The 22,673-nt window shown below is 34.0% G+C and carries 27 protein-coding genes and 5 tRNA genes; 20 read left to right on the top strand and 12 right to left on the bottom strand.

The window, feature by feature from the left end:
* Positions 1–6 precede the first annotated feature (6 nt).
* Positions 7–483, bottom strand: coding sequence for an HK97 family phage prohead protease (locus FZC37_RS02290; RefSeq protein ID WP_148952106.1), 477 nt, complete (start codon positions 481–483; stop codon positions 7–9).
* Positions 484–644: 161 nt separating this feature from the next.
* On the opposite strand from FZC37_RS02290, the gene trpS reads away from it, so the two are divergent.
* The 11 genes from trpS (at position 645) to FZC37_RS02235 (ending at position 6,810) form a co-directional block, all read left to right on the top strand.
* The gene (trpS, locus tag FZC37_RS02285) at positions 645–1,637 is read left to right on the top strand and encodes a tryptophan--tRNA ligase (RefSeq protein WP_148952105.1); all 993 of its coding nucleotides are present in this window, start codon (positions 645–647) and stop codon (positions 1,635–1,637) included.
* Positions 1,638–1,645: 8 nt separating this feature from the next.
* On the top strand, positions 1,646–2,839 hold the full coding sequence (locus FZC37_RS02280; protein ID WP_148952104.1) for an ABC transporter permease: 1,194 nt from the start codon (positions 1,646–1,648) through the stop codon (positions 2,837–2,839).
* Between the two features lie 9 nt (positions 2,840–2,848).
* Positions 2,849–3,514, top strand: a complete 666-nt coding sequence (locus FZC37_RS02275) for an ABC transporter ATP-binding protein (RefSeq protein ID WP_148952103.1) — start codon at positions 2,849–2,851, stop codon at positions 3,512–3,514.
* A 100-nt stretch (positions 3,515–3,614) separates the two neighbouring features.
* A tRNA-Trp gene (locus tag FZC37_RS02270) sits at positions 3,615–3,687 on the top strand.
* Between the two features lie 38 nt (positions 3,688–3,725).
* On the top strand, positions 3,726–3,914 hold the full coding sequence (gene secE, locus FZC37_RS02265) for a preprotein translocase subunit SecE (RefSeq protein ID WP_148952102.1): 189 nt from the start codon (positions 3,726–3,728) through the stop codon (positions 3,912–3,914).
* 81 nt (positions 3,915–3,995) lie between these two features.
* Positions 3,996–4,523 (top strand): transcription termination/antitermination protein NusG, encoded by a 528-nt coding sequence (gene nusG / locus FZC37_RS02260; RefSeq protein ID WP_148952101.1) that lies wholly within the window; start codon positions 3,996–3,998, stop codon positions 4,521–4,523.
* A 63-nt stretch (positions 4,524–4,586) separates the two neighbouring features.
* Positions 4,587–5,027 carry a 50S ribosomal protein L11 gene (rplK, locus tag FZC37_RS02255; protein ID WP_148952100.1) on the top strand — a complete coding sequence of 147 codons (441 nt, stop codon included), beginning with the start codon at positions 4,587–4,589 and terminating at the stop codon, positions 5,025–5,027.
* Complete coding sequence (gene rplA / locus FZC37_RS02250) at positions 5,017–5,745, top strand: 50S ribosomal protein L1 (RefSeq protein ID WP_410520480.1); 729 nt, start codon at positions 5,017–5,019, stop codon at positions 5,743–5,745. Before rplK ends, rplA begins: the two co-directional genes overlap by 11 nt.
* Positions 5,746–5,781: 36 nt before the next feature.
* On the top strand, positions 5,782–6,297 hold the full coding sequence (gene rplJ / locus FZC37_RS02245) for a 50S ribosomal protein L10 (RefSeq protein ID WP_148952098.1): 516 nt from the start codon (positions 5,782–5,784) through the stop codon (positions 6,295–6,297).
* 22 nt (positions 6,298–6,319) lie between these two features.
* Complete coding sequence (gene rplL / locus FZC37_RS02240) at positions 6,320–6,724, top strand: 50S ribosomal protein L7/L12 (protein WP_148952097.1); 405 nt, start codon at positions 6,320–6,322, stop codon at positions 6,722–6,724.
* 14 nt (positions 6,725–6,738) lie between these two features.
* A tRNA-Cys gene (locus tag FZC37_RS02235) sits at positions 6,739–6,810 on the top strand.
* Positions 6,811–6,858: 48 nt separating this feature from the next.
* Here FZC37_RS02235 and FZC37_RS02230 read toward each other — a convergent pair.
* Positions 6,859–7,074 carry a hypothetical protein gene (locus FZC37_RS02230; protein ID WP_148952096.1) on the bottom strand — a complete coding sequence of 72 codons (216 nt, stop codon included), beginning with the start codon at positions 7,072–7,074 and terminating at the stop codon, positions 6,859–6,861.
* Between the two features lie 302 nt (positions 7,075–7,376).
* Between FZC37_RS02230 and FZC37_RS02225 the strand changes: the two genes are divergently transcribed.
* Positions 7,377–7,691 (top strand): HU family DNA-binding protein, encoded by a 315-nt coding sequence (locus FZC37_RS02225; protein WP_148952095.1) that lies wholly within the window; start codon positions 7,377–7,379, stop codon positions 7,689–7,691.
* A gap of 27 nt (positions 7,692–7,718) precedes the next feature.
* Positions 7,719–8,348 (top strand): peroxiredoxin, encoded by a 630-nt coding sequence (locus FZC37_RS02220; protein WP_148952094.1) that lies wholly within the window; start codon positions 7,719–7,721, stop codon positions 8,346–8,348.
* A 255-nt stretch (positions 8,349–8,603) separates the two neighbouring features.
* Here the strand turns inward: FZC37_RS02220 and FZC37_RS02215 are convergent, their stop codons facing one another.
* Positions 8,604–10,211, bottom strand: a complete 1,608-nt coding sequence (locus FZC37_RS02215) for a 30S ribosomal protein S1 (RefSeq protein WP_148952093.1) — start codon at positions 10,209–10,211, stop codon at positions 8,604–8,606.
* A gap of 215 nt (positions 10,212–10,426) precedes the next feature.
* Positions 10,427–10,957, bottom strand: a complete 531-nt coding sequence (locus FZC37_RS02210) for a phosphatidylglycerophosphatase A family protein (RefSeq protein ID WP_148952092.1) — start codon at positions 10,955–10,957, stop codon at positions 10,427–10,429.
* A 147-nt stretch (positions 10,958–11,104) separates the two neighbouring features.
* Between FZC37_RS02210 and FZC37_RS02205 the strand changes: the two genes are divergently transcribed.
* The 4 genes from FZC37_RS02205 to trxA are packed head-to-tail and all read left to right on the top strand — an operon-like array spanning position 11,105 to position 13,961.
* Entirely contained in the window at positions 11,105–11,353 is a 249-nt protein-coding gene (locus FZC37_RS02205; protein WP_148952091.1) for a hypothetical protein, read from the top strand.
* Positions 11,340–12,092: a flagellar type III secretion system pore protein FliP gene (fliP, locus tag FZC37_RS02200; RefSeq protein ID WP_148952090.1), complete on the top strand. Its 753-nt coding sequence runs from the start codon at positions 11,340–11,342 to the stop codon at positions 12,090–12,092. Before FZC37_RS02205 ends, fliP begins: the two co-directional genes overlap by 14 nt.
* Positions 12,093–12,126: 34 nt before the next feature.
* Positions 12,127–13,578: a trypsin-like peptidase domain-containing protein gene (locus FZC37_RS02195; protein WP_148952089.1), complete on the top strand. Its 1,452-nt coding sequence runs from the start codon at positions 12,127–12,129 to the stop codon at positions 13,576–13,578.
* A gap of 38 nt (positions 13,579–13,616) precedes the next feature.
* Positions 13,617–13,961: a thioredoxin gene (trxA, locus tag FZC37_RS02190; RefSeq protein ID WP_148952088.1), complete on the top strand. Its 345-nt coding sequence runs from the start codon at positions 13,617–13,619 to the stop codon at positions 13,959–13,961.
* Here the strand turns inward: trxA and FZC37_RS02185 are convergent.
* The 4 genes from FZC37_RS02185 to FZC37_RS02170 form a co-directional block, all read right to left on the bottom strand.
* Complete coding sequence (locus FZC37_RS02185) at positions 13,958–15,187, bottom strand: CCA tRNA nucleotidyltransferase (RefSeq protein ID WP_172619339.1); 1,230 nt, start codon at positions 15,185–15,187, stop codon at positions 13,958–13,960. The genes trxA and FZC37_RS02185 overlap by 4 nt on opposite strands.
* 3 nt (positions 15,188–15,190) lie before the next feature.
* Positions 15,191–16,036 carry an outer membrane protein assembly factor BamD gene (locus FZC37_RS02180; RefSeq protein WP_148952086.1) on the bottom strand — a complete coding sequence of 282 codons (846 nt, stop codon included), beginning with the start codon at positions 16,034–16,036 and terminating at the stop codon, positions 15,191–15,193.
* Positions 16,037–16,071: 35 nt separating this feature from the next.
* A tRNA-Leu gene (locus tag FZC37_RS02175) sits at positions 16,072–16,156 on the bottom strand.
* Between the two features lie 137 nt (positions 16,157–16,293).
* A complete protein-coding gene (locus FZC37_RS02170; RefSeq protein ID WP_148952085.1) occupies positions 16,294–16,557 on the bottom strand; it encodes a flagellar biosynthetic protein FliQ in 264 nt (87 codons plus the stop codon).
* Between the two features lie 303 nt (positions 16,558–16,860).
* Between FZC37_RS02170 and FZC37_RS02165 the strand changes: the two genes are divergently transcribed.
* From FZC37_RS02165 to trmB, 3 genes are all read left to right on the top strand, one after another.
* A complete protein-coding gene (locus tag FZC37_RS02165; protein WP_148952084.1) occupies positions 16,861–17,085 on the top strand; it encodes a hypothetical protein in 225 nt (74 codons plus the stop codon).
* 70 nt (positions 17,086–17,155) lie between these two features.
* Positions 17,156–17,227 (top strand) — tRNA-Ala (locus FZC37_RS02160).
* 26 nt (positions 17,228–17,253) lie between these two features.
* On the top strand, positions 17,254–17,904 hold the full coding sequence (trmB, locus tag FZC37_RS02155; protein ID WP_148952083.1) for a tRNA (guanosine(46)-N7)-methyltransferase TrmB: 651 nt from the start codon (positions 17,254–17,256) through the stop codon (positions 17,902–17,904).
* On the opposite strand, the gene FZC37_RS02150 is transcribed toward trmB, so the two are convergent.
* The 4 genes from FZC37_RS02150 to FZC37_RS02135 all read right to left on the bottom strand — a co-directional run bounded on the left by FZC37_RS02150 (position 17,905) and on the right by FZC37_RS02135 (position 22,673).
* A complete protein-coding gene (locus FZC37_RS02150) occupies positions 17,905–19,770 on the bottom strand; it encodes an Rne/Rng family ribonuclease (RefSeq protein ID WP_148952082.1) in 1,866 nt (621 codons plus the stop codon).
* A 136-nt stretch (positions 19,771–19,906) separates the two neighbouring features.
* Positions 19,907–19,982: transfer RNA gene (locus FZC37_RS02145), tRNA-Val, on the bottom strand.
* 105 nt (positions 19,983–20,087) lie between these two features.
* A complete protein-coding gene (serS, locus tag FZC37_RS02140) occupies positions 20,088–21,383 on the bottom strand; it encodes a serine--tRNA ligase (protein WP_148952081.1) in 1,296 nt (431 codons plus the stop codon).
* A 3-nt stretch (positions 21,384–21,386) separates the two neighbouring features.
* Positions 21,387–22,673, bottom strand: coding sequence for a S41 family peptidase (locus FZC37_RS02135; protein ID WP_148952080.1), 1,287 nt, complete (start codon positions 22,671–22,673; stop codon positions 21,387–21,389).

Raw genomic sequence — 22,673 nt, 5'->3', positions numbered from 1 at the left:
AAGTGGTCAAAGTAAGCTGGTTAATTCTTGTGCTGTATTAATAAGATTTGTCAAAGAATTGATTTCGTTTTGAGATGAAATATCTTCTATTTTTGCCATTGTGTTTGCTGGAAACGTTACTACGCTAATTTCATGTAGCTCGGTTTCATATATCTCATTAAAACCTTGAGGATTGAAAAATGTCTTTTCTGGATTTGGTATTATTCCAACACTTAATCCTTGCACTATTCCTGATGTAATTAAGGTTATTGCTTCTTTTCCTGTATCGGTTTCTTTGACTATTGAAGCTGTTATCAGCAATCCATGTGTATCTTCTTGTGCTGATATTATTTTTCCTATTGGTTTTGTCGCGTCATGTTGCCATAGTAATTTGAATGTATTATCGTTCTTCTTTTGTAAACTTTTTTTAAATGCTCCAGGCATCAACATATCTTGCGCTTGGTCTACGTGTTGAAAAACACTTGCATATCCTTTTATGTACATTGTTTTCTACAAATATTTTTTTATTTGATTTTCTTATACCAATATGAAACCCTATCGCTAATACTTTATTTTAAAAATTAGTATGAAATTTTTTCCGTTCTTATTTGAATGTAGTTTTTTTGTTTTCATTTTCACCTCTTTAAAAAATAGGATTTGTATACATGCGAAAAGTTGTTCTTACAGGTGATAGGCCTACAGGAAGGTTACATTTAGGGCATTATGTAGGCTCTTTGCAAAATAGAATTAAGTTACAAAATGAAAATCAGCAATACATTATGGTAGCTGATATACAAGCCTTGACCGATAATGTTGAGCGTGTTGGTGTAGTTTCTAAAAATATTGTAGAAATCGTAAAAGATTATTTAGCTGTTGGTTTAATACCTGAGCAAAATTGTATTTTTTTGCAGTCGTGCATTTCTGCAATAGCCGAATTGAGTATTTTGTTTTTAAATATGGTCAATATTTCTAGATTGGAAAGAAATCCAACTGTAAAGGAGGAAATAAAAAAGAAATATCGTTCTGGGAATGTTCCTGCTGGATTTTTATGTTATCCAGTTAGTCAGGCTGCTGATATTTTAGCCTTTGGATCTGATATTATTCCAGTAGGATCTGACCAATTGCCAATGATAGAACAAACAAATGAAATAGCTCGTAAGTTTTCAAGGTTATATAAAAAAGGAGTATTAAAAGAAGTAACTCCTCTTTTGGGAACAGTAAGTCGTTTACCTGGTATAGACGGTAAGAATAAGATGGGTAAATCTCTTAATAATGCGATTTATCTAAGTGATAGTGATGATGATATTTGTAAAAAAGTTCTATCTATGTTTACAGATCCTGATCATATAAAAGTTAGCGATCCAGGGAAAGTGGATGGAAATGTAGTGTTTGCTTATATGGATGTTTTTTTTCAAAATAAAGAAGAGTTGGAATCTATGAAGGCACATTATAAAAAAGGAGGATTGGGTGATACTGTAATAAAAAACATCCTTTCTAAGGTGTTAATAGATTTAATTTCTCCCATGCGTGAGAAAAGAGAAACTATTTCTGATGAATATGTTTTATCCTTACTCTCATGTGGTACATCTGCTGCAAGAAAAGTAGCTGATAATACTTTAATAGAAGTAAAAAAAGCTATGGGAATGTTTAGGCTTTAAAGGCAGTTATGCGTGTTATATTAGTATTTCGTATTGCTTTTCGTTATTTCTTTTCAAAAACTACGGATCGTGCAGTGTCGGTTGTGTCTTGGTGTTCAATCTTGGGGATATTAATAGGTGTGTTTTCTTTGATAGTGGTCTCTTCTGTTATGAGAGGATTTAAAGAAGAGTTGATAGCCAGTATAGTATCTCTTAATGGGGAAATGAAAATTACCAATAAAGGTGGCTTGTATAATTATAGAGAGATTCTAGATAAGCTTCGTGCATTGGATTTTGTTTCTAGCACGTCTCCAGTTTCTAGTTGTTATGGTCTTGCCGTTTCTTCTTTTTCTCATGTACCAATTATTGTGAGAAATATAGCTGCGAGCACGCCAAAACTCTTTCAAGGTGACTTGTCAGAGCTTGATTCTGAAAACAGCATTGCTATAAGTAAAAGTATGTCTAGTGCGCTTGCAATAAAAATCAATGATAAGTTTACAATTGCAGGATTTACTGATGTTACCAAAAATAAAGATGTTACAGTTAAAGCAATTTTTTTTGATTCTGGTGTTGATGCTTGGGTTGCCTTGGTGCCTTTTTCCTTTGCTAAATCTTTTACTGGAAAAGGGGATTGCGCATCTTATATAGAGGTTTGTACTAAAATTCCAGATCGTATAGACTTTTATGCGAACAAAATCAAAAAAGATATATTAACCCCAGGTTATAGTATATTGACTTGGAAAGATAGTAATCCTGAGCTTATGAAAGCTATTGCTACCGAAGGAGTTGCAATGTTTGTTGTTTTAGGTTTAATCATACTAGTTGCTACTTTCAGTGTCTTTTCTAATCTCTTTGTGGTAGTTCGTGGAAGAATGAGAGAGATATCTATATTAAAGACTATGGGTTTTTCTAAAAGTAGCATTATGTCAGTTTTTATCATTTTTGGTATGTTGTCTGGATTTATAGGTTCTAGCATAGGAATGTTTTTATCCTGGTGCTTTTTGTATAACGCAAATTACATAAAATCAATTTGTGCTAAGTTTATTCATATCAGGATAATGGAGATGATATTTTACTTCTTAGATAGACTTCCTGTTTCTATGAACTACATGGATTATGCTTATGTAAGTTTTTTTACTTTAGCTTTAGCATTTATTTCCACTTTATATCCTTCGTATAAAGCTGCTCAAATGTGTCCGTCTGATGTTTTGTATTCTGATTAGTATGCTCTCATGCATGTAATTCAATTAAGAGATATTTGTTACAAGTATCAAGGGTGCAAAGATGACGTGTTACGAGGGATTAATTTCACATTAAAAGACAAGAGTATTGTGAGTATTATGGGTAATTCTGGTAGCGGTAAATCTACTCTTCTTAGTATTTTAGGTGCTATAGTTTCTCCTTCTTCGGGTACTGTAAATATATGTGGTGTGGATGTTACAAAGCTGAATGATGATAAAGTTACGACTTTTCGTTCTGGTAATATAGGATACGTTTATCAAAATCATTGCCTTTTGAAAGATTTTTCTGTGATAGAAAATGTAGCATTGCCTTTGCTTTTACAAAATGTGAAAGAAAGTAAATCTTATGATGACGCTTTATCAGTTTTGAAAAGTCTCAATATTGAATATACTGCTAATAGATTTCCTTCAGAATTATCTGGAGGCGAGCGTCAAAGAATTGCTATAGCAAGAGCTATTGTAAATCGTCCAAAGGTTATTGTTGCTGATGAACCAACTGGTAGCTTGGACGAGTCTCAGTCTGTTAACGTTTTTTCTCTATTGTTGAAGTTGGTGCGTTTATATAATATCTCTTGTGTAGTGGCAACACATAACTTAAGCTTGGCACATATGACAAATGTAGTATATAATCTTAAGGATGGAGTGCTTAGTAGTTAATATCTACTTAATTGAAAGCATTCTTTTTTTTAGTAAATTTGTCTTTGCTCAAGCGCCGGTTTAAACTGTTCTAGTTTTTATTCGTACAAGGGCTTTTGGAAGGAGTATAGCTCAAATGGGAGAGCGTCGGTCTCCAAAACCGGAGGTTGCAGGTTCGATCCCTGTTGCTCCTGCTTTATTCTTTGTTATTTATATAGTGTGTTGTTTTATCATGATTGTTAAGTGCTCCAGGTTTTTTTTAGATGTTTTGTCTGAGGTGAAAAAGATTAGTTGGTTTCCTAGTAAAGATCTTTTTGGTGCTTCTTTAAGGATTGTTGTTATTGTTGCATGTGCTAGCGTTGGCTTTTTGTTTATTGATTGGTGTGCTAAACATCTTGTTACATGGTTTATTGCTTTTTAGCGCTGTATGATTAGGGTTGTAGCTTTTATTTATGCTTTTGGTTGTGATATTTTTAAATTATTCTAGAAGAATTTGTGAAAAATGGGAAAACGATGGTATGTACTTCAGGTCACTGCTGGCTCTGAGAGAATTATAAAGGATAGCATTTTGGAAAAAGCTGCTAAAAGTAATATGCTTGAGAGTTTTGGTGATATTTTTATTCCGTCTATTTTTGTGCATGAGGTCAAACGTGGCTATAAAGTGAAAGTAGAAAAAAAGATTATGCCTGGGTATATGTTTATTAATATGGAAATGTCAGATTCTGCATTGTCATTGGTAACAAATATTCCTAGAGTAGCAGAGTTTTTGGGTCAAAAAGAACCGACCGCTGTTAGTGAAGAAGAAATGCAAACAATATTATCAGAGGTGGAAAGGCAATCTAGTAACGCTGCTTTACCTAGTATTTTAGATGTTGGTACTTCTGTAGAAATTTTAGATGGACCTTTTGAGTCTTTTAAGGGTAAGGTGAGTGCGGTTGATGAGGTAAAAAATAAAGTTACTGTAGTAATAAGTGTTTTTGGAAACGATACTGTTATTACTACAGACGCAAGCTGTGTAAAAAGAGCTTGAAAAGCTTGTTTGCTTACTTTAGAATCGCTCATGCGTGTTTAATGTAATTACAGTTTTGTTTAAATGTCTAAGAAGGCTACTCGTGCCGTATCAGCCTATATAAAGTTGACGATAAAAGCTAAAAGTGCTTCTCCAGCTCCTCCTGTGGGACCCGCTCTTGGTCAGCATGGTCTGAATATTATGGAATTTTGTAAAGGTTTTAACGATAAGACGAAAGATATGTCTGCGGATATGCCAGTTCCTGTTATTATAGAGGTGTATAAGGATAGGACTTTTTCTTTTCTTATTAAGACCCCTCCTGTGTCTTATCTTTTGATGAATGCTGCCGGTATTTCTAAGGGGTCGGCTGAAGTGGGAAGAAAAGATCCTGTGGGTTGTGTGTCTCGTGATCAATGTGTAGAAATTGCAAAGCAGAAGATGGAAGATTTAAACGCTCATGATATAGATCAAGCTGTTAAGATTGTGGAAGGGTCAGCTCGATCAATAGGAATTGTTGTTAAATAGGTTGATTATTGTGGAAAAGAAGTTGTCAAAGAATATGAAAGCTACAGCTGCAATTATAAGTTCTGCTAAAAGCTGTTCTGTGTTAGATGCAATAGATGCTATACAAAAGTCGGCATTTGTGAAGTTTGATTCTACTTTGGAAGTGGCGCTAAAACTTGGTATTGATGCTAAACAGTCTAATCAATCTGTAAGGGGAGTTGTCTCACTACCTGGAGGTACTGGTAAATCTATTAGAGTGGCTGTCATATGTAAAGATCCGTCTGCAGTAAGTGTTGCCAATGCTGATATAGTTGGGTCTAACGATTTGATTGATGAAATATCTGCAGGTGTTATAAATTTTGATGTTTGTATTGCCACCCCTGAAATGATGGGACAACTTGGTAGGGTGGCTAAAATTTTGGGTCCTAAGGGGCTTATGCCTAATCCTAAATTAGGGACTGTTGCAACTGATATTGTTAAAGCTGTTAATAACGCTAAATCTGGTCAGGTTGAATTTCGCTCTGATAGAGGTGGTTCGGTATGTGTTGGTGTTGGTAAACTTTCTTTTTCAAAGGAAATTCTTGCTGAAAATGTTAAGGTGTTGGTAGATGCGGTTTTGCAAGCGAAACCTTCTTCTACAAAAGGTGAATATTTAAAACGGATGTTTCTTTCATCTACAATGGGCAAGAGTGTAAGGATTGATATATCCGAAATTTTGAGCTCGAAGAACAAGGCTTAACCTCGTAATTAAAAGAAGTTGTATTTATATAAGTATATGAAGGCTAAAAAAGAAGAAATAGTTGACGAAGTTTCAAGTATATGTAAAGAGCATAATTCATTCGTAATTTTAAGTTATTCTAGTTTGGATATGGCGAAAATTTCGAATATAAGGTCTACTTTGCGCAAAAAAGATAACGGTATCAAGATGGTCAAAAATACTTTGGCCCGTGTTGCTGTTAGAAATACTGATTTAAGCGATGTATCAGAATATTTTAAGGGGTGTTCTGCTGCTATAGCTTATTCTTCTGGTGATCCAGTTCATTTTGTGAAAGATGTATGTGATTTTCAGAAGTTGTATTCTGGACACCTATCGATTTTAGGAGGGGTGATAGATGGACAGGTTTTGAGTGCGTTGCAGGTGGAAAGCGTTGCTAAAATGCCTCCTATAGAACAACTTTACGTACAATTTACTAGATCGCTTGCTTCTCCTTTACTTGAGTTGACTCGGGTATTAGGTGCGCCGGCAAAGCAGTTGGTGAATTTACTTGAGGTATATTCTAAAAATATTTAAATAAATTATAAAAGTAGTTTTTATGTCAAAAAGTGTCGTACAGTCCATAGTTGATCAAGTAATGGATATGAAAATGATGGATGTTGCAGAGTTAGTTCAATCTATGACAGAGGAATTGAAAAAAAGAGGAATAGATCCTACTCCAGTTCCGACTGCAGTTGTTGCTGCTGCGTCTTCATCTGATTCTGATTCAGCTGCTGCTGCTAGTTCATTTGATGTGATTATAGCTGGAGTTGGTGATAAAAAAATGCAGGTTATTAAAGAGGTGCGTACTATTACTTCTTTAGGATTAAAAGAGGCTAAAGATTTAGTTGATAGTGCTCCTGGGGCGTTGGTTAAATCTGCTCTTAGTACTGAAGAGGCAAATAAGGTTAAAGAGCAATTAGAGTCAGCTGGTGCACAGATTACTTTAAAAGCTTCTGCATAATTTTAAAAATATGGGGCCGAGTAGCAAAGTGGTAATGCAGGGGACTGCAAATCCCCTATACATCGGTTCGATTCCGATCTCGGCCTCTCTTCTCTTCTCTTCTATATATAAGAATATTGCTTTTGGTCTTTCTTTTAGCATAATTTCTTTCCTATCTGTATCGATTCGCTATTGTGTATAAATTCCTTTATATTACTAACTTTGAAATAAGGCACTATAAGAATCACAAAAGCCAAAATAATAAAGACTGTAATTAATATCGAAGACAACATGCCTATCACAACGTCCCGAGAGGGGTTGTGATACTCATCTGCCATAGTAGGAATGACACTAAATCCAGAAAATAGCAAGACCCTATTAAAGCTCTATCAAAACCAAAGGAGATATCGATTTTAGCTCTCGTACATTTCATATTCTGTTAGTTTTATTTCTGTTTTTTTGTGTATATTTGGGGTTAAGTCATTGTTTTTTTGTGTCTGGTTGTAAAATCTTACATTTATATAGTTTTAGTTATAGCTATTCGATGTTAATATGTGTTTAGTTTATCTTCTGTACTTGCTCAACAAGTGCTTGTTGTTATAATGCTTTTTATAGCTGATGACATTTGAGTGATGGGCTGTACTTAGAATTTGTAAATAAAAAAGGAAGTTTAATGAATAAATCTGAATTTATATCTTTTATTGCAGAAAAGAAAGGTATGACGCGTGTAGAGTCTGAAAGCGCGTTGAATGCCGTTATAGACTCTATTACTAGTGCGATAGAGCTTGGAGAGAGTGTTAATCTGGTTGGTTTTGGTGCTTGGCATGTAGTAGATCGGGATGCCAGAATGGGACATAACCCTAAGACAGGTGAAAAGATGCAAATTCCAGCTTACAGTCATCCAACTTTTAAAGCTGGTCAAAGGCTTAAAGATGCTTGTAATCAGGGAGGGGGGAAAAATCGAAAAAGTGTTCGTAAATCTAAATAAATCTCAAATCACATAAAAACTTGTTGTATGTCTGAAAACTATGAAGGGCAAGATGATGCGTATGCCACTGTTGGCCATATTGCCCCAAATTTTTCTTGTAGTGCTGTTATGCAAGATGGAACAATTGAAGAATTGAATCTCAAAGCTTTTACCAAAGGGAAAAGTTGTGTGTTATTCTTCTACCCTGCAGATTTTACATTTGTATGTCCTTCTGAAATTATAGCTATGGACAGGCGTATAGAAGAGTTTAATAATAGAAATTGCTGTGTGATAGGAGTCAGTGTTGACTCTCAATTCTCTCATTCAAAGTGGCGAGAAATGTCTCCAAAAGAAGGTGGTATAGGCCCTGTCAAATTTCCTTTGGTTGCTGATATTAATAAAGATATTTCTCTTGCTTGGGGAGTGTTGTCTGATGAAGGAGTAGCACTACGTGGTACCTTTATAATTGACCAAGAATCTATTATTCGTCATGCGTCTATTAACGACCTGCCTATTGGACGTAACATAGATGAGTATCTTAGAATACTTGATGCTCTAGATCATTTTAAAAAGCATGGTCAAGTATGTCCAGCAGGTTGGACAGCTGGTAAAGACGCCATGGAACCTACAAGTGATGGAGTAAAGCGTTACTTAAGTAAAAATTCTGATTCTTTGTGAAAATAGGTTTTCTTTTCTAAAGAGTATAGTAAGAAGATTTGCTTTTTAATGAATTAAAAAAGGGTGATGGGAATTTCCCACTCACCCTTTTTTGGTACACATTTTTTATACAACTCGCCCACTGTTATGAGCTGTCGTTGTAGTTTTTCTCTTATGTCTGATTTCGTTTGATAATTGTTCTACAGTTAATGCAATAACGCAAAAATTCTCTTCTAATGATCACCCCCTCTCCTTAACTGTTTAACTCTCTCTCTATCAAAGAAGTGATAATTCTACTCTCTTCTTAGCATCGTCTATTGTTTCCACTTTTGCCTTAACGATTTCTCCTACAGATATTTTTGCAATTTTTGCTGCGTTATGCTCGTTTTTATCTACGACTACTAAAATTGTATGGTCTGCCTTTACTAAGACTCCACCTTTATCATCTTTATTTTCTACAAGACATTCTATTACACTGCCTACAGGATTCTTTTCTATAAAGCCATTATATAACTCTAAAGACATTTGTTTTATTCCCAATCTAAACCTTTCTTTATCAGGATTTACTTCGATTACCCTACATTGTATTTTTTCTCCTTTCTTGAATTGGCTTAATAAACCTTTGCCATCATTTTGCCAGGAAATATCGTACTCATGTATTAGTCCTACTAAGTCTTCTGTTAAAGTTACAAAGATACCAAAATTTGAAATGCTTTTTATAATTCCTGTCACTACGGATCCTACAGGATGTTCGTCTATAAATTTCTGCCAAGGCTTTTCTAAACATTGTTTTATGCTGAGAGAAACCCTATATTTATTTTGATCTATTCCTATTACTTTACATTTTACCTCTTGTCCTATAGAGAATTGATTCTTTATATTTACGTTATTTTTATCAGACCAGCTTATTTGTGAAACGTGAACTAATCCATCTATTTTGTTTTTTAGTTCCACAAAGAGCCCGTAATCTTCTAAGTTTGTTATTCTGCCTGTAACTATTTTACCTACAGCAAATTCTTCTTGTATTTCTTTCCAAGGTGTATTGTCCAGCTGTTTTATTCCAAGTGATATTCGCTTTGCTACAGGATCGAATCCTATTACCATTACTTTTATTGTTTCGCCTATTTGTAATACCTCTGATGGGTGATGTATTCTACTCCATGCTATATCTGTTATATGTACAAGCCCATCTGTACTGTTAAGGTCTATAAACGCTCCATAATCTGTTATATTTTTGACTACTCCATCTAACACCATTCCTACTTTTATTTCACTTAAAAGTTTGTCTTTTGCTTTAGACTTAAGCGATTCTATTACTGACCTTCTAGATACTACTATATTTTCGAGTTTTTTATCCATTTTCAATATGTGAAAATGTTGTTCTTCTTGTAATAAATGAGAAAGATCTTTTAATGGTTTTGTATCAATTTGACTTCCCGGTAGGAAAGCTACGACGCCCGCTATATCTACTGCGAGTCCTCCTTTTATCCTTCCAAATATCTTTCCTTTTACTACTCTTTTTTCGTTAAAGGCTTGTTCTAAAGGTCCCCAGGCTTCTTCTCTTACAGCTTTCTCTCTGCTTAAGACGGTATGGCCGTAGTAATTTTCTGATTCTTCTACGAACACGTCAACTTCATCTCCTAATTCTGGGTGCCCTGCAGACTCACCTAGTTCGAATTCGCTCAATGGTATTATGCCTTCGTTTTTTAAGTTGGCGTCTACTACAACGAAATTTTTATCTTTTCTTATTACTTTTCCTTTTACAACTCTACCTTGTAACGTATCACTTGTTTTTTCTTCCATTAAAGACAAGAAATCTGCTTCTACTAAAGGATTGATTGTCATATTTTCTAGAGCTGGTGCAAATCTTTCTTTTTTAAGCATTGAATAAGTTAAATTAAATAAAAATTAGGTTAAAAAAATACTATTAATTACTTGTTCAGTTTGTTATTACATAAGTAACTTCTTGTTTTTAATAAAACAACAGGCTGAAAGCAACAGCGTAATTCTAACTTGCATTTTGTAATTTGACCAGTTGTAAATGTAAAAAGCTATACTATGTGACAGTTTACGGATATCAGGTGAGGGAGATTGTCTGGTTAATATGTTAAAAGTTTCCACACTAGATGAATAGCAATTGTCAGTGCTGATGCCATTATGCCTGCTGCTATATCATCTAAAAGAATGCCAACAGTTCCTACGTATTTGTTATCGATTGTGCTTACAGGCGGTATTTTAAATATATCAAATATACGAAATAGTACGAAACACGTAATATAGAAGCATAATGTGTATTTAGTGTGCGTATGTAAAAAAGGTTGTAACACGTCAAAGCATACAAATACGCACCATTGCCCTACTACTTCGTCTATTATTATTTCCTTTGGGTCGTGTTTTTGCGTTGATTTAATGTACTTGTTTATGGATACAATGCTTATAACTATTCCAATGATTAAAGCCAAAAATTCATATTTTAATCTTTGGCTAAGTGATAAGTGATGAAGAACATGACTAAATATCAAATAGTGTGCTATGCATGATATAGCAGATCCAAGAGTGCCTGGTGCTGGTAGAAAGCCTATAGGCCCTAGAGTAGCTATTTTTACTAATACTCTTTTATCTGCTATCATCTAGTCCGGGTCTTTGATAAAAGGATAAACTGAATGCTCGTATCTCACGAATTTTTCTATAGTTACCTTTATTTATAGGTTTTGTCAAAATAATTTTTATAAATCTTTTAGAAAGTGATTATTAGCTGTTATTTTGTAAAGATGTTAATGAGTCTTATTTTTGTTGTACTGTTGTTTGTTTCAGTTGTATATTGTGTGCGGAAAATTCTCTGTCACAAAAACTTATCTTTTGGTACTATCTTACGATCTTGTGGCATAGGTAGCAAAGAATTCGAGCACATAGCACATTTAGGCTACGGTACTAGGTGTGTTGTATTTAAGCATGGAAAAAAAAATTACTTATTGCTATTAAGTAAAAATCAAAATCTTTTGCTGGATAAATATGAGGATACGTAAGACAGCGTTTATTGTTGGTTTTTTATTTGTTCTGTTATCTTGTAGCCTTTGTTTTGCCAGTCAAAATTCAGTTAATATCAATCTTGGCAATTTAGACGATGTTGTCTCTAGTACGTCGTTTAGTGGTAAAGTTATTCAGGTGTTTTTTTTGATAGGTGTATTAGGCATAGCACCATCGATACTAATAATGGTAACTTCTTTTGTTCGTATATCAGTTGTGTTTTCTATAGTACGTACCGCAATTGGGTTGCAAAACTCTCCTCCTACGCAAGTGTTAAATAGTTTAGCTTTATTTCTCACGCTGTTTATCATGTACCCTACATTTGAAAAATCTTACGATAATGGCATCAAACCTTTAGTGGAAGAAACTATCTCTTTAGATAAGGCAGTTCCTCTTATTATTACACCATTTAAGAGTTTTATGATGTCTAACACAAGAACGCAGGATATATCTATGTTCAAAAATATTGCAAAAATAGATAGCGTTAAAGAAGAAGTACCTATTCATGTTGTAATACCAGCGTTTTTGATAAGTGAGTTACGCAAAGCTTTTGAAATTGGCTTCCTTCTTTTTTTGCCTTTTCTCATAATTGATGTCATGGTATCATCCACGTTGATGGCTTTGGGTGTTATGATGATGCCTCCTGTTACTGTTTCTCTACCTTTCAAAATTATATTTTTTGTTTTGGTAGATGGATGGCATTTACTCGTAGGGAGTTTGATAAAAAGCTTTTATTGAAAGCTTATTTTTTCACTATTTGTAGCGATAATTTATGAAGACTATTTTTCGTATGCAACTAAGAACTCTGTTGTTCGTATGTTGTGTCTTTGTTTTTAGTACATCTTTTGCCGATAAGGCTGCTGTTGTTTCTCAGGCTACGCTAGATAAGGTAAAAAAGGCTTCTGTTACAATTCAAACAACTGTTTCGCAGCCTTGTTCCGATTTGTTCGGTGTAGGTACCTGTTCTGGATCTGGCTTTGTTGTGAACAAAAATATGGGTATCATTTGCACTAATGCTCATATAGTTGGTCGTGTTAATGTGCCAGATAATTTTGTTATTACATTTTATAACGGTAAAAAAGCTGAAGCAAAATTGCTTTACTTGGACAATTTTTGGGATTTAGCTTTCTTGAAAATTGCTCCTAAAGATATGTCAAATGATGTATCTCAGCTGTCTTTTTCACAGGCTAATTCAACAAAAGAAGGGGATAAGGTATTTTCTGTTAGTAATACAGAGTTAGCTTCTTTTTCTTTTTCCGAAGGGTATGTTAGTGATATATACAGTATTGGTGGCAGTATGCCGCAGCGTTCTTACACGATAAATAGTAATCAGGTAGGAGGTGCTAGTGGCTCTGCTATACTAAATACTTCTGGATCAGTTGTTGGAGTATTGTATGGTTGTGGAAAAACTTATGAACTTGCTTTAAATGGCGAGTATGTTAAATACCTGTCGCAGTTTCTGTCTGCTGGCAAAATTCCCGTAAGAAAGCATATAGGTGCTATTGTCTACACTTGTTCTTTGGATGACATGGTGAAATTCAACAAATTTCCTGAGGATATAGCATCTCAGTATATGAAGAATAATGAGAAAAGTAGAGGAAAAGTTCTTTTTGTTGATAGTATAATACCTGGTTCTCCTGCAGAGGGTATTTTGCAACCGGGTGATATCTTATGGAAAGTAGATTCTCATGCTCTTGGAGCTGATTTGCTCTCTTTTGACACTATCATGAATAAAGCAACTTCTCCTTTAAAATGTGTGGTATTTAGAGATGGGCAATGTTTAGATTTAAGTGTTCCTGTGTTTGATTTATCTAATTATTCTATAAAGAATATCGTCAACTTTAATGGTGCTAGATTTTTAGAAGCAGATCCTATTTTAGCTAGATATAAAGGTGTACCTTTGGGAAGCTTAATGTGTGGATATGTAGAAGATGGTAGTCCTTTTGCGTTACGTGGGAATTATACTAGGTTTTGTGGATTTTCTGTGCATGAAATAAATGGAGTTAAGGTTAAGTCTTTAGAAGATTTTTTAAGGGTAGCTAAAGGGTTAAAGAATTCTGCTGGATTTTCCATTCGTGGTATTTCTCGTGTACCTTTCCGTCCTTGGTATTTTATAACTGCAAGTGAAAATTTTTTCGCTACGGTGCGTTTAGGTCAAGACAATACTCTTGATGTGTATAATTTTGATTCCATGAGCTGTAGATGGATTAAGACATCTTATTAGTGTAAGGATTGTTTATGTAAAAATAAAAAACGTTTTGTATGGCTATTAAAAATATTGGTGACGAAGATTTTAAAAGTGTTGTAAATGAAGGCAGTGGGTATGTGTTAGTTGATTTTTGGGCTCCTTGGTGTAAGCCTTGTGTAGCTCTTTCTTCTATCTTGGAAGATATATCTCAAAAGTATTCTAATACTTTGTCTATTGTTAAAATGAATATAGACGATAACCCTTCTGTTCCTTCTGCGCACCGTGTTAAAAGCATACCTACTTTGATATTGTTTTTTAATGGCAAAGAGCTTGAATCACACATAGGATTTGCTGATTTTGCTTCTTTGACCAACTGGTTGGACAAACTCATGCAGTCCAGCAAAGACACAGAGCTTTAGTTTTTGTGTGCCGTTTTGATGATATATTGAAGAATGTCTTTTTTTGACATCTTAAAAGCACTTTTTATCCATACCTTTTTTGATATATCTAAAAGACGCTTTATTTCTTTACCCGGCAAAATGCCGAGGTCTGTTATGTCCTTTCCTGTGATTGGTAGCATTGGTTTAGGTTTATTTATAAATTGTTGTAATAGAATTGCTGCATTATTTAATGTTAAATCTCTTCTAACGTATCCAATGATTACATGTTCTGTGAAGCAATTTGTGTGATCATACCACAGTAAATCAGCTGTTTGAGTATCAATTATATAGGACATTAAATGAGATATTTTAGCTATCCTAGCCTTCGAAAAACTTTTCTTTTTTAGTACCTGTATTACATTTTTTACCGGATTATGCATAAAAAGAGAAGAGTATCGAAGAGAAAGGCTGCTTTGTGGTAGTTTAAGATATGTTCTGCATTCTTCTAGTCTGGATAAATTAGATATTTCTATATTTAAATCTGCGAATATAGTTTGTAGTATTTTCCCTTCGTGCATTTTGTTTAGTATTTTTACGTTGCACAAATTTAATAGTCCATCTAGTTCTTGAATAACCCTTTCATTTGATATCAGTGATAATTTGTTAGCATATTTTACACAATTTGTGTATCCTGACACATCTAAGCTTGTTGCATATCTTGCTGAAAAACGAAAAAATCTCATTATTCGTAGATAATCTTCTTGTATTCTATCTTCTGGTGCACCAATAAACTGTACTTTTTTTTGCCTTAAGTGTTGTATACCGTTTACGTAATCGTAAATTTCGTTTTGTATGAAACAATACCCCAGTGCGTTGATTGTAAAATCTCTTCTGAAAGCATCTTTTTCAAAGCTTGTAGTAAATTTTACGTCTGCGTGTCTACCGTAGCATTTGATATCTTCTCTTAAGGTTGTAATATCAAAAATTTCTCCTTTAAATACGACCTTTACTGTACCAAATTTTGTGCCTGTTTGAGGTATTATTTTTACTTTTTCTTTTTCAAGGATGGAGATTACTTCATCTGGTGTTAGAGGTGTGGCTATATCGATATCATTTGGTTCATGCTGCAGTATTGCATCTCTTACACATCCACCTATTAATCTTGGCCATAAAGTGTTAGGTAAACCTATTGATAAAAAGCCTATTACATCTTTTATTAACCTATTCTTAAAGTGTAATTTTTGTTTTATGACTAGAGGTTTCAATATCTACTTTAATTGTTTTTTTGATGAGCTTTTAGTTTTATTTTTTGATAAATACTTCTTTTGCGGATTTTTGCTACTATTTTTCAGATATTTTTGCATGATGTTTAAGGAAGCGTTATTCCATGTAGAGTTATGAAACTTGTTGCCCAATTCAGACTGAAATTCTTTAGCTTCTTCTTTAAGTCCTAGCATTAAGTGTGCTTCTACCATTCTAAGTAGTGCTTCTTGTATAAAAATATTATCTTTAGATTGATTTAACACTTTTCGAAATCTCAATATTGCACCTGGAACATTTCTTTTCTTTAAGTAGAATCTTCCTATTATCATGTCCTTTTCTAGGACATACTTATTTAGAAAGGGTAAATGTTCTTTTGATACTTTTTCTGAATATTCACATTCTGGAAATGTTGACAAAAGAGTATTACAGACTGAAATTGCATCTTGTGCTTTAGCTATACAGCAAGCAGAAGGACCAAGTTGTTTTATATATGCTAGCAATTTTAGATACAGTGCATAATTAACATCTTTATTGTGTGGATATAAATCTAGAAATTCAGAAATTATATCCTCCGTGTCTAGATATCTTCTTGCTTTGAACATACAGTATGCCTCCATTATCATAGCTTCTGGGGCTAATTTATTGGTACAGTGTTCAATGTATAGATTTTCAAATACCTGAGCTGCAAGTTTAAATTGTTTATTTTCTACCATTTCCATACCCAATTTATACGCCTGTTCAGGAGAAGATGTTTGTGGCACAACGTTTCTTGTTAGCGTGCATCCCGATAACAAGAATAGTATTGGTATTAGTAGTACAAGTATATTTTTGTGAAACGTTTTAAAAAACATCGATCTTTTGATAAATTCTATATTATTAATTCACATGGTACCCCTGGCCGGATTCGAACCGGCACGTCACGAAGACAGCAGATTTTGAGTCTACCGTGTCTACCATTCCACCACAGGGGCTTATCTTTTTTTTTAAAATACACAATAAAGGTTTTTTTATTGTGAATTCTCTTGAAAGAACTAGATACAGGGTCTTCACCCATTTGTCAAAAATTTCTACAATCTTTGATAACTGATAAATAAGGACTAGCATCATATCATTTTGTGATAATAGCATGTACTATATGGTCAGTGAGGATGGTTAGTTTCTTTAAGATGTATGGAGCCATTATTATAAGGCCTATAAACACTGATAGCATTTTTGGTATAAACGTCAAAGCACCTTCTTGAATATGTGTTAAGGCTTGTAGAAACGACATACACACCCCTACTACTAATGCTATTAACAGTATTGGTGTAACAATTGATACTAAAGTTTGTATTGCTGCTTGTCCTATTGGATTTAGCGATGAGACATCCATAACTTACTTTATAAAACAATATTTTCATAGGTAAGTGTACACTAGCTTTCTGAGTTACACTATTCATATTGATAGGTTTTGTTTAATTTGTCTTACATTATTAAGAAATGACTACTTTAGTTTTAGAAAAAAGCGTGTACGAGTTATATCTTACTTGTTGTTGTAATACTGTTATATCTCAATAATTTTTTAGTAGATTTTTATACTTTAAGTTATAAAATAGCTTGACATCAATATCTTTTTTATATAACAATCCTTTTGTTTGACTGGATAAGTAGTTTGTTAAAATATTTATTGCTTAATATGAAACCTGAATTTGATAAAAATATATTACGTGGCGTATTTGATATAGACGGTCATTGTGATGCCGCTGCTAAGTATTTTAGAAGACTACGTACTTCTTGGAATAAGGATGATGTTGCACATGCTCTAAAAATTATGTCAAATTTAGATTCTACTGTCGCAGGTATCAAGAAAAAGAATGGTGATCGTGCGATTAGTAGCAAAAAAAGGTACCTAGGCTCATAGTTTTTTTTATACTTATTTGAAATTTGGTTTTATAGTTTCCATTTTGATTGTATAATCCAATTCTCACTTAGGGGGTATAGCTCAGGGGTAGAGCATCTGCCTTGCACGCAGAGGGCCAAGGGTTCAAATCCCTTTACCTCCACCTTTTTGTTACTCGTTATTAAATTTATGAGTTTTATTTGTCGTACTTTTGCAAGAAGGATAAGCAGAGGATTGTCAGCAAGACAGTTGCAGTTGCTTGATGGTTTTTCTTTTTTAAATGAGGTTTCCTTAGCAAAAGTATTTTCTCAGAACAAAATTATAGAACTGGAGATAGGATTCGGTAACGGAGATAATTTATTAAACATGGCCTTACGTAGTCCAGATGTACTGTTTATAGGCGCAGAACCGTACCTAAATGGCGTAGTTTCACTAATTGACAAGATATGTTCTGCTAAAGTAAGTAACATTCTTATATGGCCAGATAATGTGGATTTATTATTGCCACATATTCCTGACAACAGTTTTACAAATATTTATATTTTATTTCCGGATCCTTGGCCGAAAAATCGCCATAAAAAAAGAAGGTTAATTAATACACATAGAGTAGAGTTGTTTAAAAAGAAGCTACAACAACGAGGTATGTTAAAGTTTTCCTCAGATGTTAATGACTATGTATCTTGGGTAGACAGTATATTTTTTGAACAAGGATGGCACAAGTATATTACTAGTGAAGAAGAATTTTTACCTGGGTATAAAGCTACCAAATATCACAGAAAGGCTGTGAAAAATTCTATTGATGCTGTACAATTCAGGTCATTTTTCTATATCTCAAGATAATTATTTGTTTGTGGTTTTCCTTTGGCTAAGGGTAACTCTTCTTCCGTGGTTTTTAGAACTTTTTCTATTACTCAAGACTTCTTCATTTTCTTCATCGGCCACATTATCTTTTACTTCTCTAAGATCTGGTACTAGTAGTGGTAATACATGAGATCTAGAGCTAGTCCCCTCTTTCTCTTTGCTGATTTTTTCTATGGCAAATTCTTCTAAATGTGCTTCAGGATCGTTTATTATTGCTATTTCTATTCCATATTTTTTTTCTATTCTTACTAACTCTGCTTTTCTATTATTTAAAAGTGAAAGTGCAATATCAAGATGTGTGAATACTGCAGCACCGCTTAATTTTGTTGGATGAGTGCTAATTTCATTTTCTAAAGTACGCAGTATGAGCATGTCTGTTACATTTTCGCTTCTAACAACACCTTTTCCTTTACAGGTAGGGCACATTATTGTTGTCACTTCTAAAAATGATGAACGTACCCTTTGTCTCGACATCTCTAATATGCCAAACTGACTAATGTTGCCAGTGCTAGTGCGGGCAGAATCTTGGGTGAGAGCTTTATCTAATACTTTTTTGACAATTTTGCGGTGAGATCCGCTTTTCATATCTATGAAATCTACTACTATTAGCCCTGAAATGTCTCGTATCTTGATTTGCTGTGCTATTGTTACTGCTGCTTCTAAATTGGTATTCAGTGCTGTATCCTCCACACTTTTTTGTGTATTTGATCTTCCTGAGTTTACATCGATTAACGTAAGTCCTTCTGCTGGATTGATTACTATGTAACCACCAGAAGGCATTTCGACTACTGGTTGATACAAGGATGCTATCTTATTTTCTATACCAAATTTTGTAAATATTGGCACATTATCATCATAAAGTTTTACCTTATCTGATGCGCTCGGTATAATGTTGTTAACACATTTAACGGTTTGTGTATACGTGTGCAAACCTTGCACAAGTACCTCTTGCACTTTGTCGCTTAATATATCACGTATTGTTTTTTGAATTATACCTTCTTCCATATGTATAAATGATGGTGCCGGTACTTGTGCTGCTAATTTTTGTATTTTATTCCACAATTTGACAATATACTGGTAATCGCTCTTAATTTGTTCTGACGCTATAGCTTTACAAGACGTCCGCATAATAATACTTACATTTTCGCTAGAGTGTGCAGTTAATTGCTCAATGAGCTTACGCAGCCTAGATCGCTCCGAAGAGGAAGCAATTTTCTTTGATATACCATGTCCTTGAGCCTTTGTTGGCATTAACACGCAGTACCTACCTGCTATTGAAATGAAAGTAGAGAATGATGCCCCTTTGTTCCCTCTTGCATCTTTTTGCGCTTGTACAAGTAGCACTTGTCCCTTTCTGATAGAATCTTGAATATTGATTTGCGTTTCGTCTTTTTGTGTATCTTCGTTTATTTCGCAATCTTCTTGTTCCGTTTGAGATATATCATCTAGATCTATATTCTTTGTAATATTTTCTATATCTAATTCATCGTCATCGTCATCTAGTATTGTTTCTTGATCTTCCAAAACTAGATTAGATAAGTCTTTATCTTTTATTGATTGTATCGGCAGAATATGTTTTTTATTTGACAGGATATTAAAATAGCACGGCGCTATCTCGCTTAAAGGCAAAAATCCTTTTTGGTTATCTCCATATTCTATGAAAGCTGCTTGTAGTGCCGGTTCTATCCTTTTTACTACTGCTAAATATATATTACCTTTTATTTGTTTTTGGTCTTTAATAGAATATTCAAAAGCTTCTATGGTATTATTTACCCCTAAACACACCACTCTGGGTTCATCTTTGTATACTCCATCTATTAGTATTCTTTTTTCATTTGGTCTCATGTGTGACCCACTTCTTTACTTAAATTAAAAATAAAGCAATCTCTATCTATATATTAATGTCTAAGCGTGACTAGACATTATGTCAAGGATAATCAAGGTTTATTAAAACTATGAAACGATGATTTATACAACTTATTGGTGGGCGATGACGGGATCGAACCGCCGACCTCCTCGGTGTAAACGAGATGCTCTACCAGCTGAGCTAATCGCCCTAATAGGCAATTCAACATATTATAAAACTTCTTTTAATACAAGTAGTGCTTGTATAACAAATATGTGGATTTTTTTGAAAGTACGTTACATAACGACAAAACATTCTATTCTTCACTACAAATATGCTTAATTTTGGTTTCCAGTACTGGGAAACTTTTTTCATTATTCATGTATTTTTGTAACACTTGCGGTATGTGTAAACGTTTACCATCAAAATAGTTTTCTAATACCGCCGCTATAGTTCTTTCTATTGCAAGTCCTGAGGCATTAAGAGTGTGAAGAAAGTAATTTTTATTTTTTATTTTATACTTTGCTTTCATTCTGCGAGACTGAAAATCAGTGCAATTAGAGCAGCTAGAAATTTCTCTGTATTTATTTTCATGAGGCATCCAAACTTCAAGGTCATAAGTTTTACTAGATTGAAATCCCATGTCTTGAGTGCATAAAGTAACAACTCTATAACTTAAGTTTAATTTTTCCAATATGGTTTTTGCTGCCATCAATAGATATTCGTGTTCTTCTTCTGAATGGTACTCATCTGTAATACTTATAAGTTCTACTTTATGAAATTGATGTAGTCTTATTAAACCTTTTGTATCTTTACCAGCACTTCCTGCTTCAGATCTAAAACATGGTGTGCATGCAACCATTCGTAAGGGTAAAGATTCTATGCTAAGTACAGTGTTAGCTACCAAATTTACCAATGATACTTCCGCCGTTGGTATTAGCCTATATCCGTCTTCTGTGACAAATGACTCTTGACTGAATTTTGGCAATTGTCCGGTATTATACATTGCTTTATTTAGTACTAGATAAGGAGGAGAAATCTCTTTGAAGGAAAAATGTTGCGTATGGAAATCTACCATAAAATTTATTAGTGCCCTTTTTAGCAGTGCTAATTTACCTGTGAGAGTCACAAATCTACTACCAGACATTTCAGTTGTTTTTTGAACTTCTACACCATTTATTAAATGTGCTATATCTATGTGATGCAGGTTTGTCGAATTAACTGTATTTCTTGAGTCCCACTTTTCTTTTTCAACATTATCATCTTCTTTTGTTCCAAATGGTACATCTATCTGTGGTACGTTTGGCAATGCATCTAGAATAGAAGACAATTCTCTTTCTGCGTTCTCTAGGTCTTTTTTTATTTCAGATAGTTGATGTTGTATTTTTTTGTTATCTTCTTTTATCTTCTTTATTTTCTCTTCGCTTGCGTTTGTGTATTGCTTTGACAAAAGATTTCTTTCATGTTGCAAAGCCTGTATTTTGGATATTGATTCTCTTTTCCTTGTGTCTTTGTTTAGCAAATCATGTACTACACTGGGATCTATTCCTCTTTTTTGTAACTGAGATATACAATCTGCTGTTTTTTCTCGTATCCAATTTATGTCTAGCATATTTTACTCTGTTGATAAGCCTTTAGAGTACTTGTAATTTGCTATGCTAATTCCAGTAAGCAAATCTACAGCTCTTCTGTATTGGTAATCTGTGTTGTACAACATTTGTGCTTGTGTATTAGAATCATGCTTTTGAAGACTGGTAATCATTTTGTTCTTTACACTTTTTGACTCATAATCTTTTATATTATTTGGAATGAGACTGGACTCTACCAATAAATCTGGCTTTACTCCTTTTCCGTCTATAGAGTGGCCTTTAGGGGTGTAATATTTACCTACTGTAAGTTTTATAGAAGAATTTTTATGATTTAGCGGTATAAGTGCTTGTAAGGTGGCTTTTCCAAATGATCTGGTACCTATTACTATTGCTCTTTTATGATCTTGCAAAGCTCCACTTAAAATTTCAGCAGCTGACGCTGTACCTTTATTGATCAATAATGCTATCGGAACTTTTGGCGCTTTTACCGCTGATTGTCTAGCTCTTCTTAGATCACTTTCTTTATTTTTGTATCTGATCTTTACTATGGTACCGGAATCAAGAAAATACTCCCCTATTTCTATTGCAGAATCTAATAACCCTCCTGGATTATTTCTAAGATCTAGTATTATTCCATCCAGCCTTTTTTTGTCCCGTAGAATTTTATGCATGGCTTTCTTAAGTTCTGTTGCAACATTAAGCGTAAAACTGCTAATTTTAAGGTATGCTATATCTCCGTATGTATGGTACTTCAACGGGGCAATTTTCATTGTAGTCCTTGTGATATGATAATCTATTAGCCTACTATGCCCTTCTCTTTGTATTGTTACCTCAACTATTGTCCCACATTTGCCACGTAAAGCTTGTAAGGTTTTTTCTATACCCATATCTCTTGTTTTCATGCCTTGTACAGCGACTATCGTGTCTCCTGCTTGTATTCCTACTTTTTCTGCTGGTAGGTCTGCTATAGGAGTGACTACTTTTATTTGTCCATCTTCCACTATGCAGTCTATACCAATACCACAAAATTGTTCTCCTATTTGTGTTAGGCAATCTTGTAATGCGTTTTCTGTAAGGTATGTTGAATGAGGATCCAAAGACGAAAGCATGCCTTCTATAGCACTAGCAGTGAGAGTTTGTGGGTTTAAAGGATCTACGTAGTTTTCTAATATTTGTTCAAATACTTCCGCTATTTGATTCATATAGTCTGCGTTGGCATTTGCATCTTGTTTTTGAGATGACAAAGCAGATTGAGGCAATGCTACTAAAACTATCCAAGCCAAACTTTTTATGATGTTTTGAAATTTTATCAC

This window comes from Candidatus Sneabacter namystus (assembly GCF_008189685.1).
GTDB classification, from domain to species: domain Bacteria; phylum Pseudomonadota; class Alphaproteobacteria; order Rickettsiales; family Rickettsiaceae; genus Sneabacter; species Sneabacter namystus.
This window is presented reverse-complemented; position numbering and strand designations above follow the sequence as displayed.

What these genes read in the sequence shown, in the direction of transcription:
- FZC37_RS02275 (WP_148952103.1), top strand. Translation starts at nt 2,849, where the DNA reads ATGCATGTAATTCAATTAAGAGATATTTGTTACAAGTATCAAGGGTGC.
- trmB (WP_148952083.1), top strand. Translation starts at nt 17,254, where the DNA reads ATGAGTTTTATTTGTCGTACTTTTGCAAGAAGGATAAGCAGAGGATTG.
- trxA (WP_148952088.1), top strand. Translation starts at nt 13,617, where the DNA reads ATGGCTATTAAAAATATTGGTGACGAAGATTTTAAAAGTGTTGTAAAT.
- rplJ (WP_148952098.1), top strand. Translation starts at nt 5,782, where the DNA reads ATGAAGGCTAAAAAAGAAGAAATAGTTGACGAAGTTTCAAGTATATGT.
- FZC37_RS02195 (WP_148952089.1), top strand. Translation starts at nt 12,127, where the DNA reads ATGAAGACTATTTTTCGTATGCAACTAAGAACTCTGTTGTTCGTATGT.
- FZC37_RS02290 (WP_148952106.1), bottom strand. Translation starts at nt 483, where the DNA reads ATGTACATAAAAGGATATGCAAGTGTTTTTCAACACGTAGACCAAGCG.
- nusG (WP_148952101.1), top strand. Translation starts at nt 3,996, where the DNA reads ATGGGAAAACGATGGTATGTACTTCAGGTCACTGCTGGCTCTGAGAGA.
- rplL (WP_148952097.1), top strand. Translation starts at nt 6,320, where the DNA reads ATGTCAAAAAGTGTCGTACAGTCCATAGTTGATCAAGTAATGGATATG.
- secE (WP_148952102.1), top strand. Translation starts at nt 3,726, where the DNA reads ATGATTGTTAAGTGCTCCAGGTTTTTTTTAGATGTTTTGTCTGAGGTG.
- FZC37_RS02280 (WP_148952104.1), top strand. Translation starts at nt 1,646, where the DNA reads ATGCGTGTTATATTAGTATTTCGTATTGCTTTTCGTTATTTCTTTTCA.
- FZC37_RS02210 (WP_148952092.1), bottom strand. Translation starts at nt 10,957, where the DNA reads ATGATAGCAGATAAAAGAGTATTAGTAAAAATAGCTACTCTAGGGCCT.
- FZC37_RS02220 (WP_148952094.1), top strand. Translation starts at nt 7,719, where the DNA reads ATGTCTGAAAACTATGAAGGGCAAGATGATGCGTATGCCACTGTTGGC.
- trpS (WP_148952105.1), top strand. Translation starts at nt 645, where the DNA reads ATGCGAAAAGTTGTTCTTACAGGTGATAGGCCTACAGGAAGGTTACAT.
- rplK (WP_148952100.1), top strand. Translation starts at nt 4,587, where the DNA reads ATGTCTAAGAAGGCTACTCGTGCCGTATCAGCCTATATAAAGTTGACG.
- FZC37_RS02170 (WP_148952085.1), bottom strand. Translation starts at nt 16,557, where the DNA reads ATGGATGTCTCATCGCTAAATCCAATAGGACAAGCAGCAATACAAACT.
- serS (WP_148952081.1), bottom strand. Translation starts at nt 21,383, where the DNA reads ATGCTAGACATAAATTGGATACGAGAAAAAACAGCAGATTGTATATCT.
- FZC37_RS02225 (WP_148952095.1), top strand. Translation starts at nt 7,377, where the DNA reads ATGAATAAATCTGAATTTATATCTTTTATTGCAGAAAAGAAAGGTATG.
- FZC37_RS02165 (WP_148952084.1), top strand. Translation starts at nt 16,861, where the DNA reads ATGAAACCTGAATTTGATAAAAATATATTACGTGGCGTATTTGATATA.
- fliP (WP_148952090.1), top strand. Translation starts at nt 11,340, where the DNA reads ATGAGGATACGTAAGACAGCGTTTATTGTTGGTTTTTTATTTGTTCTG.
- FZC37_RS02205 (WP_148952091.1), top strand. Translation starts at nt 11,105, where the DNA reads ATGAGTCTTATTTTTGTTGTACTGTTGTTTGTTTCAGTTGTATATTGT.
- FZC37_RS02215 (WP_148952093.1), bottom strand. Translation starts at nt 10,211, where the DNA reads ATGCTTAAAAAAGAAAGATTTGCACCAGCTCTAGAAAATATGACAATC.
- FZC37_RS02150 (WP_148952082.1), bottom strand. Translation starts at nt 19,770, where the DNA reads ATGAGACCAAATGAAAAAAGAATACTAATAGATGGAGTATACAAAGAT.
- FZC37_RS02180 (WP_148952086.1), bottom strand. Translation starts at nt 16,036, where the DNA reads ATGTTTTTTAAAACGTTTCACAAAAATATACTTGTACTACTAATACCA.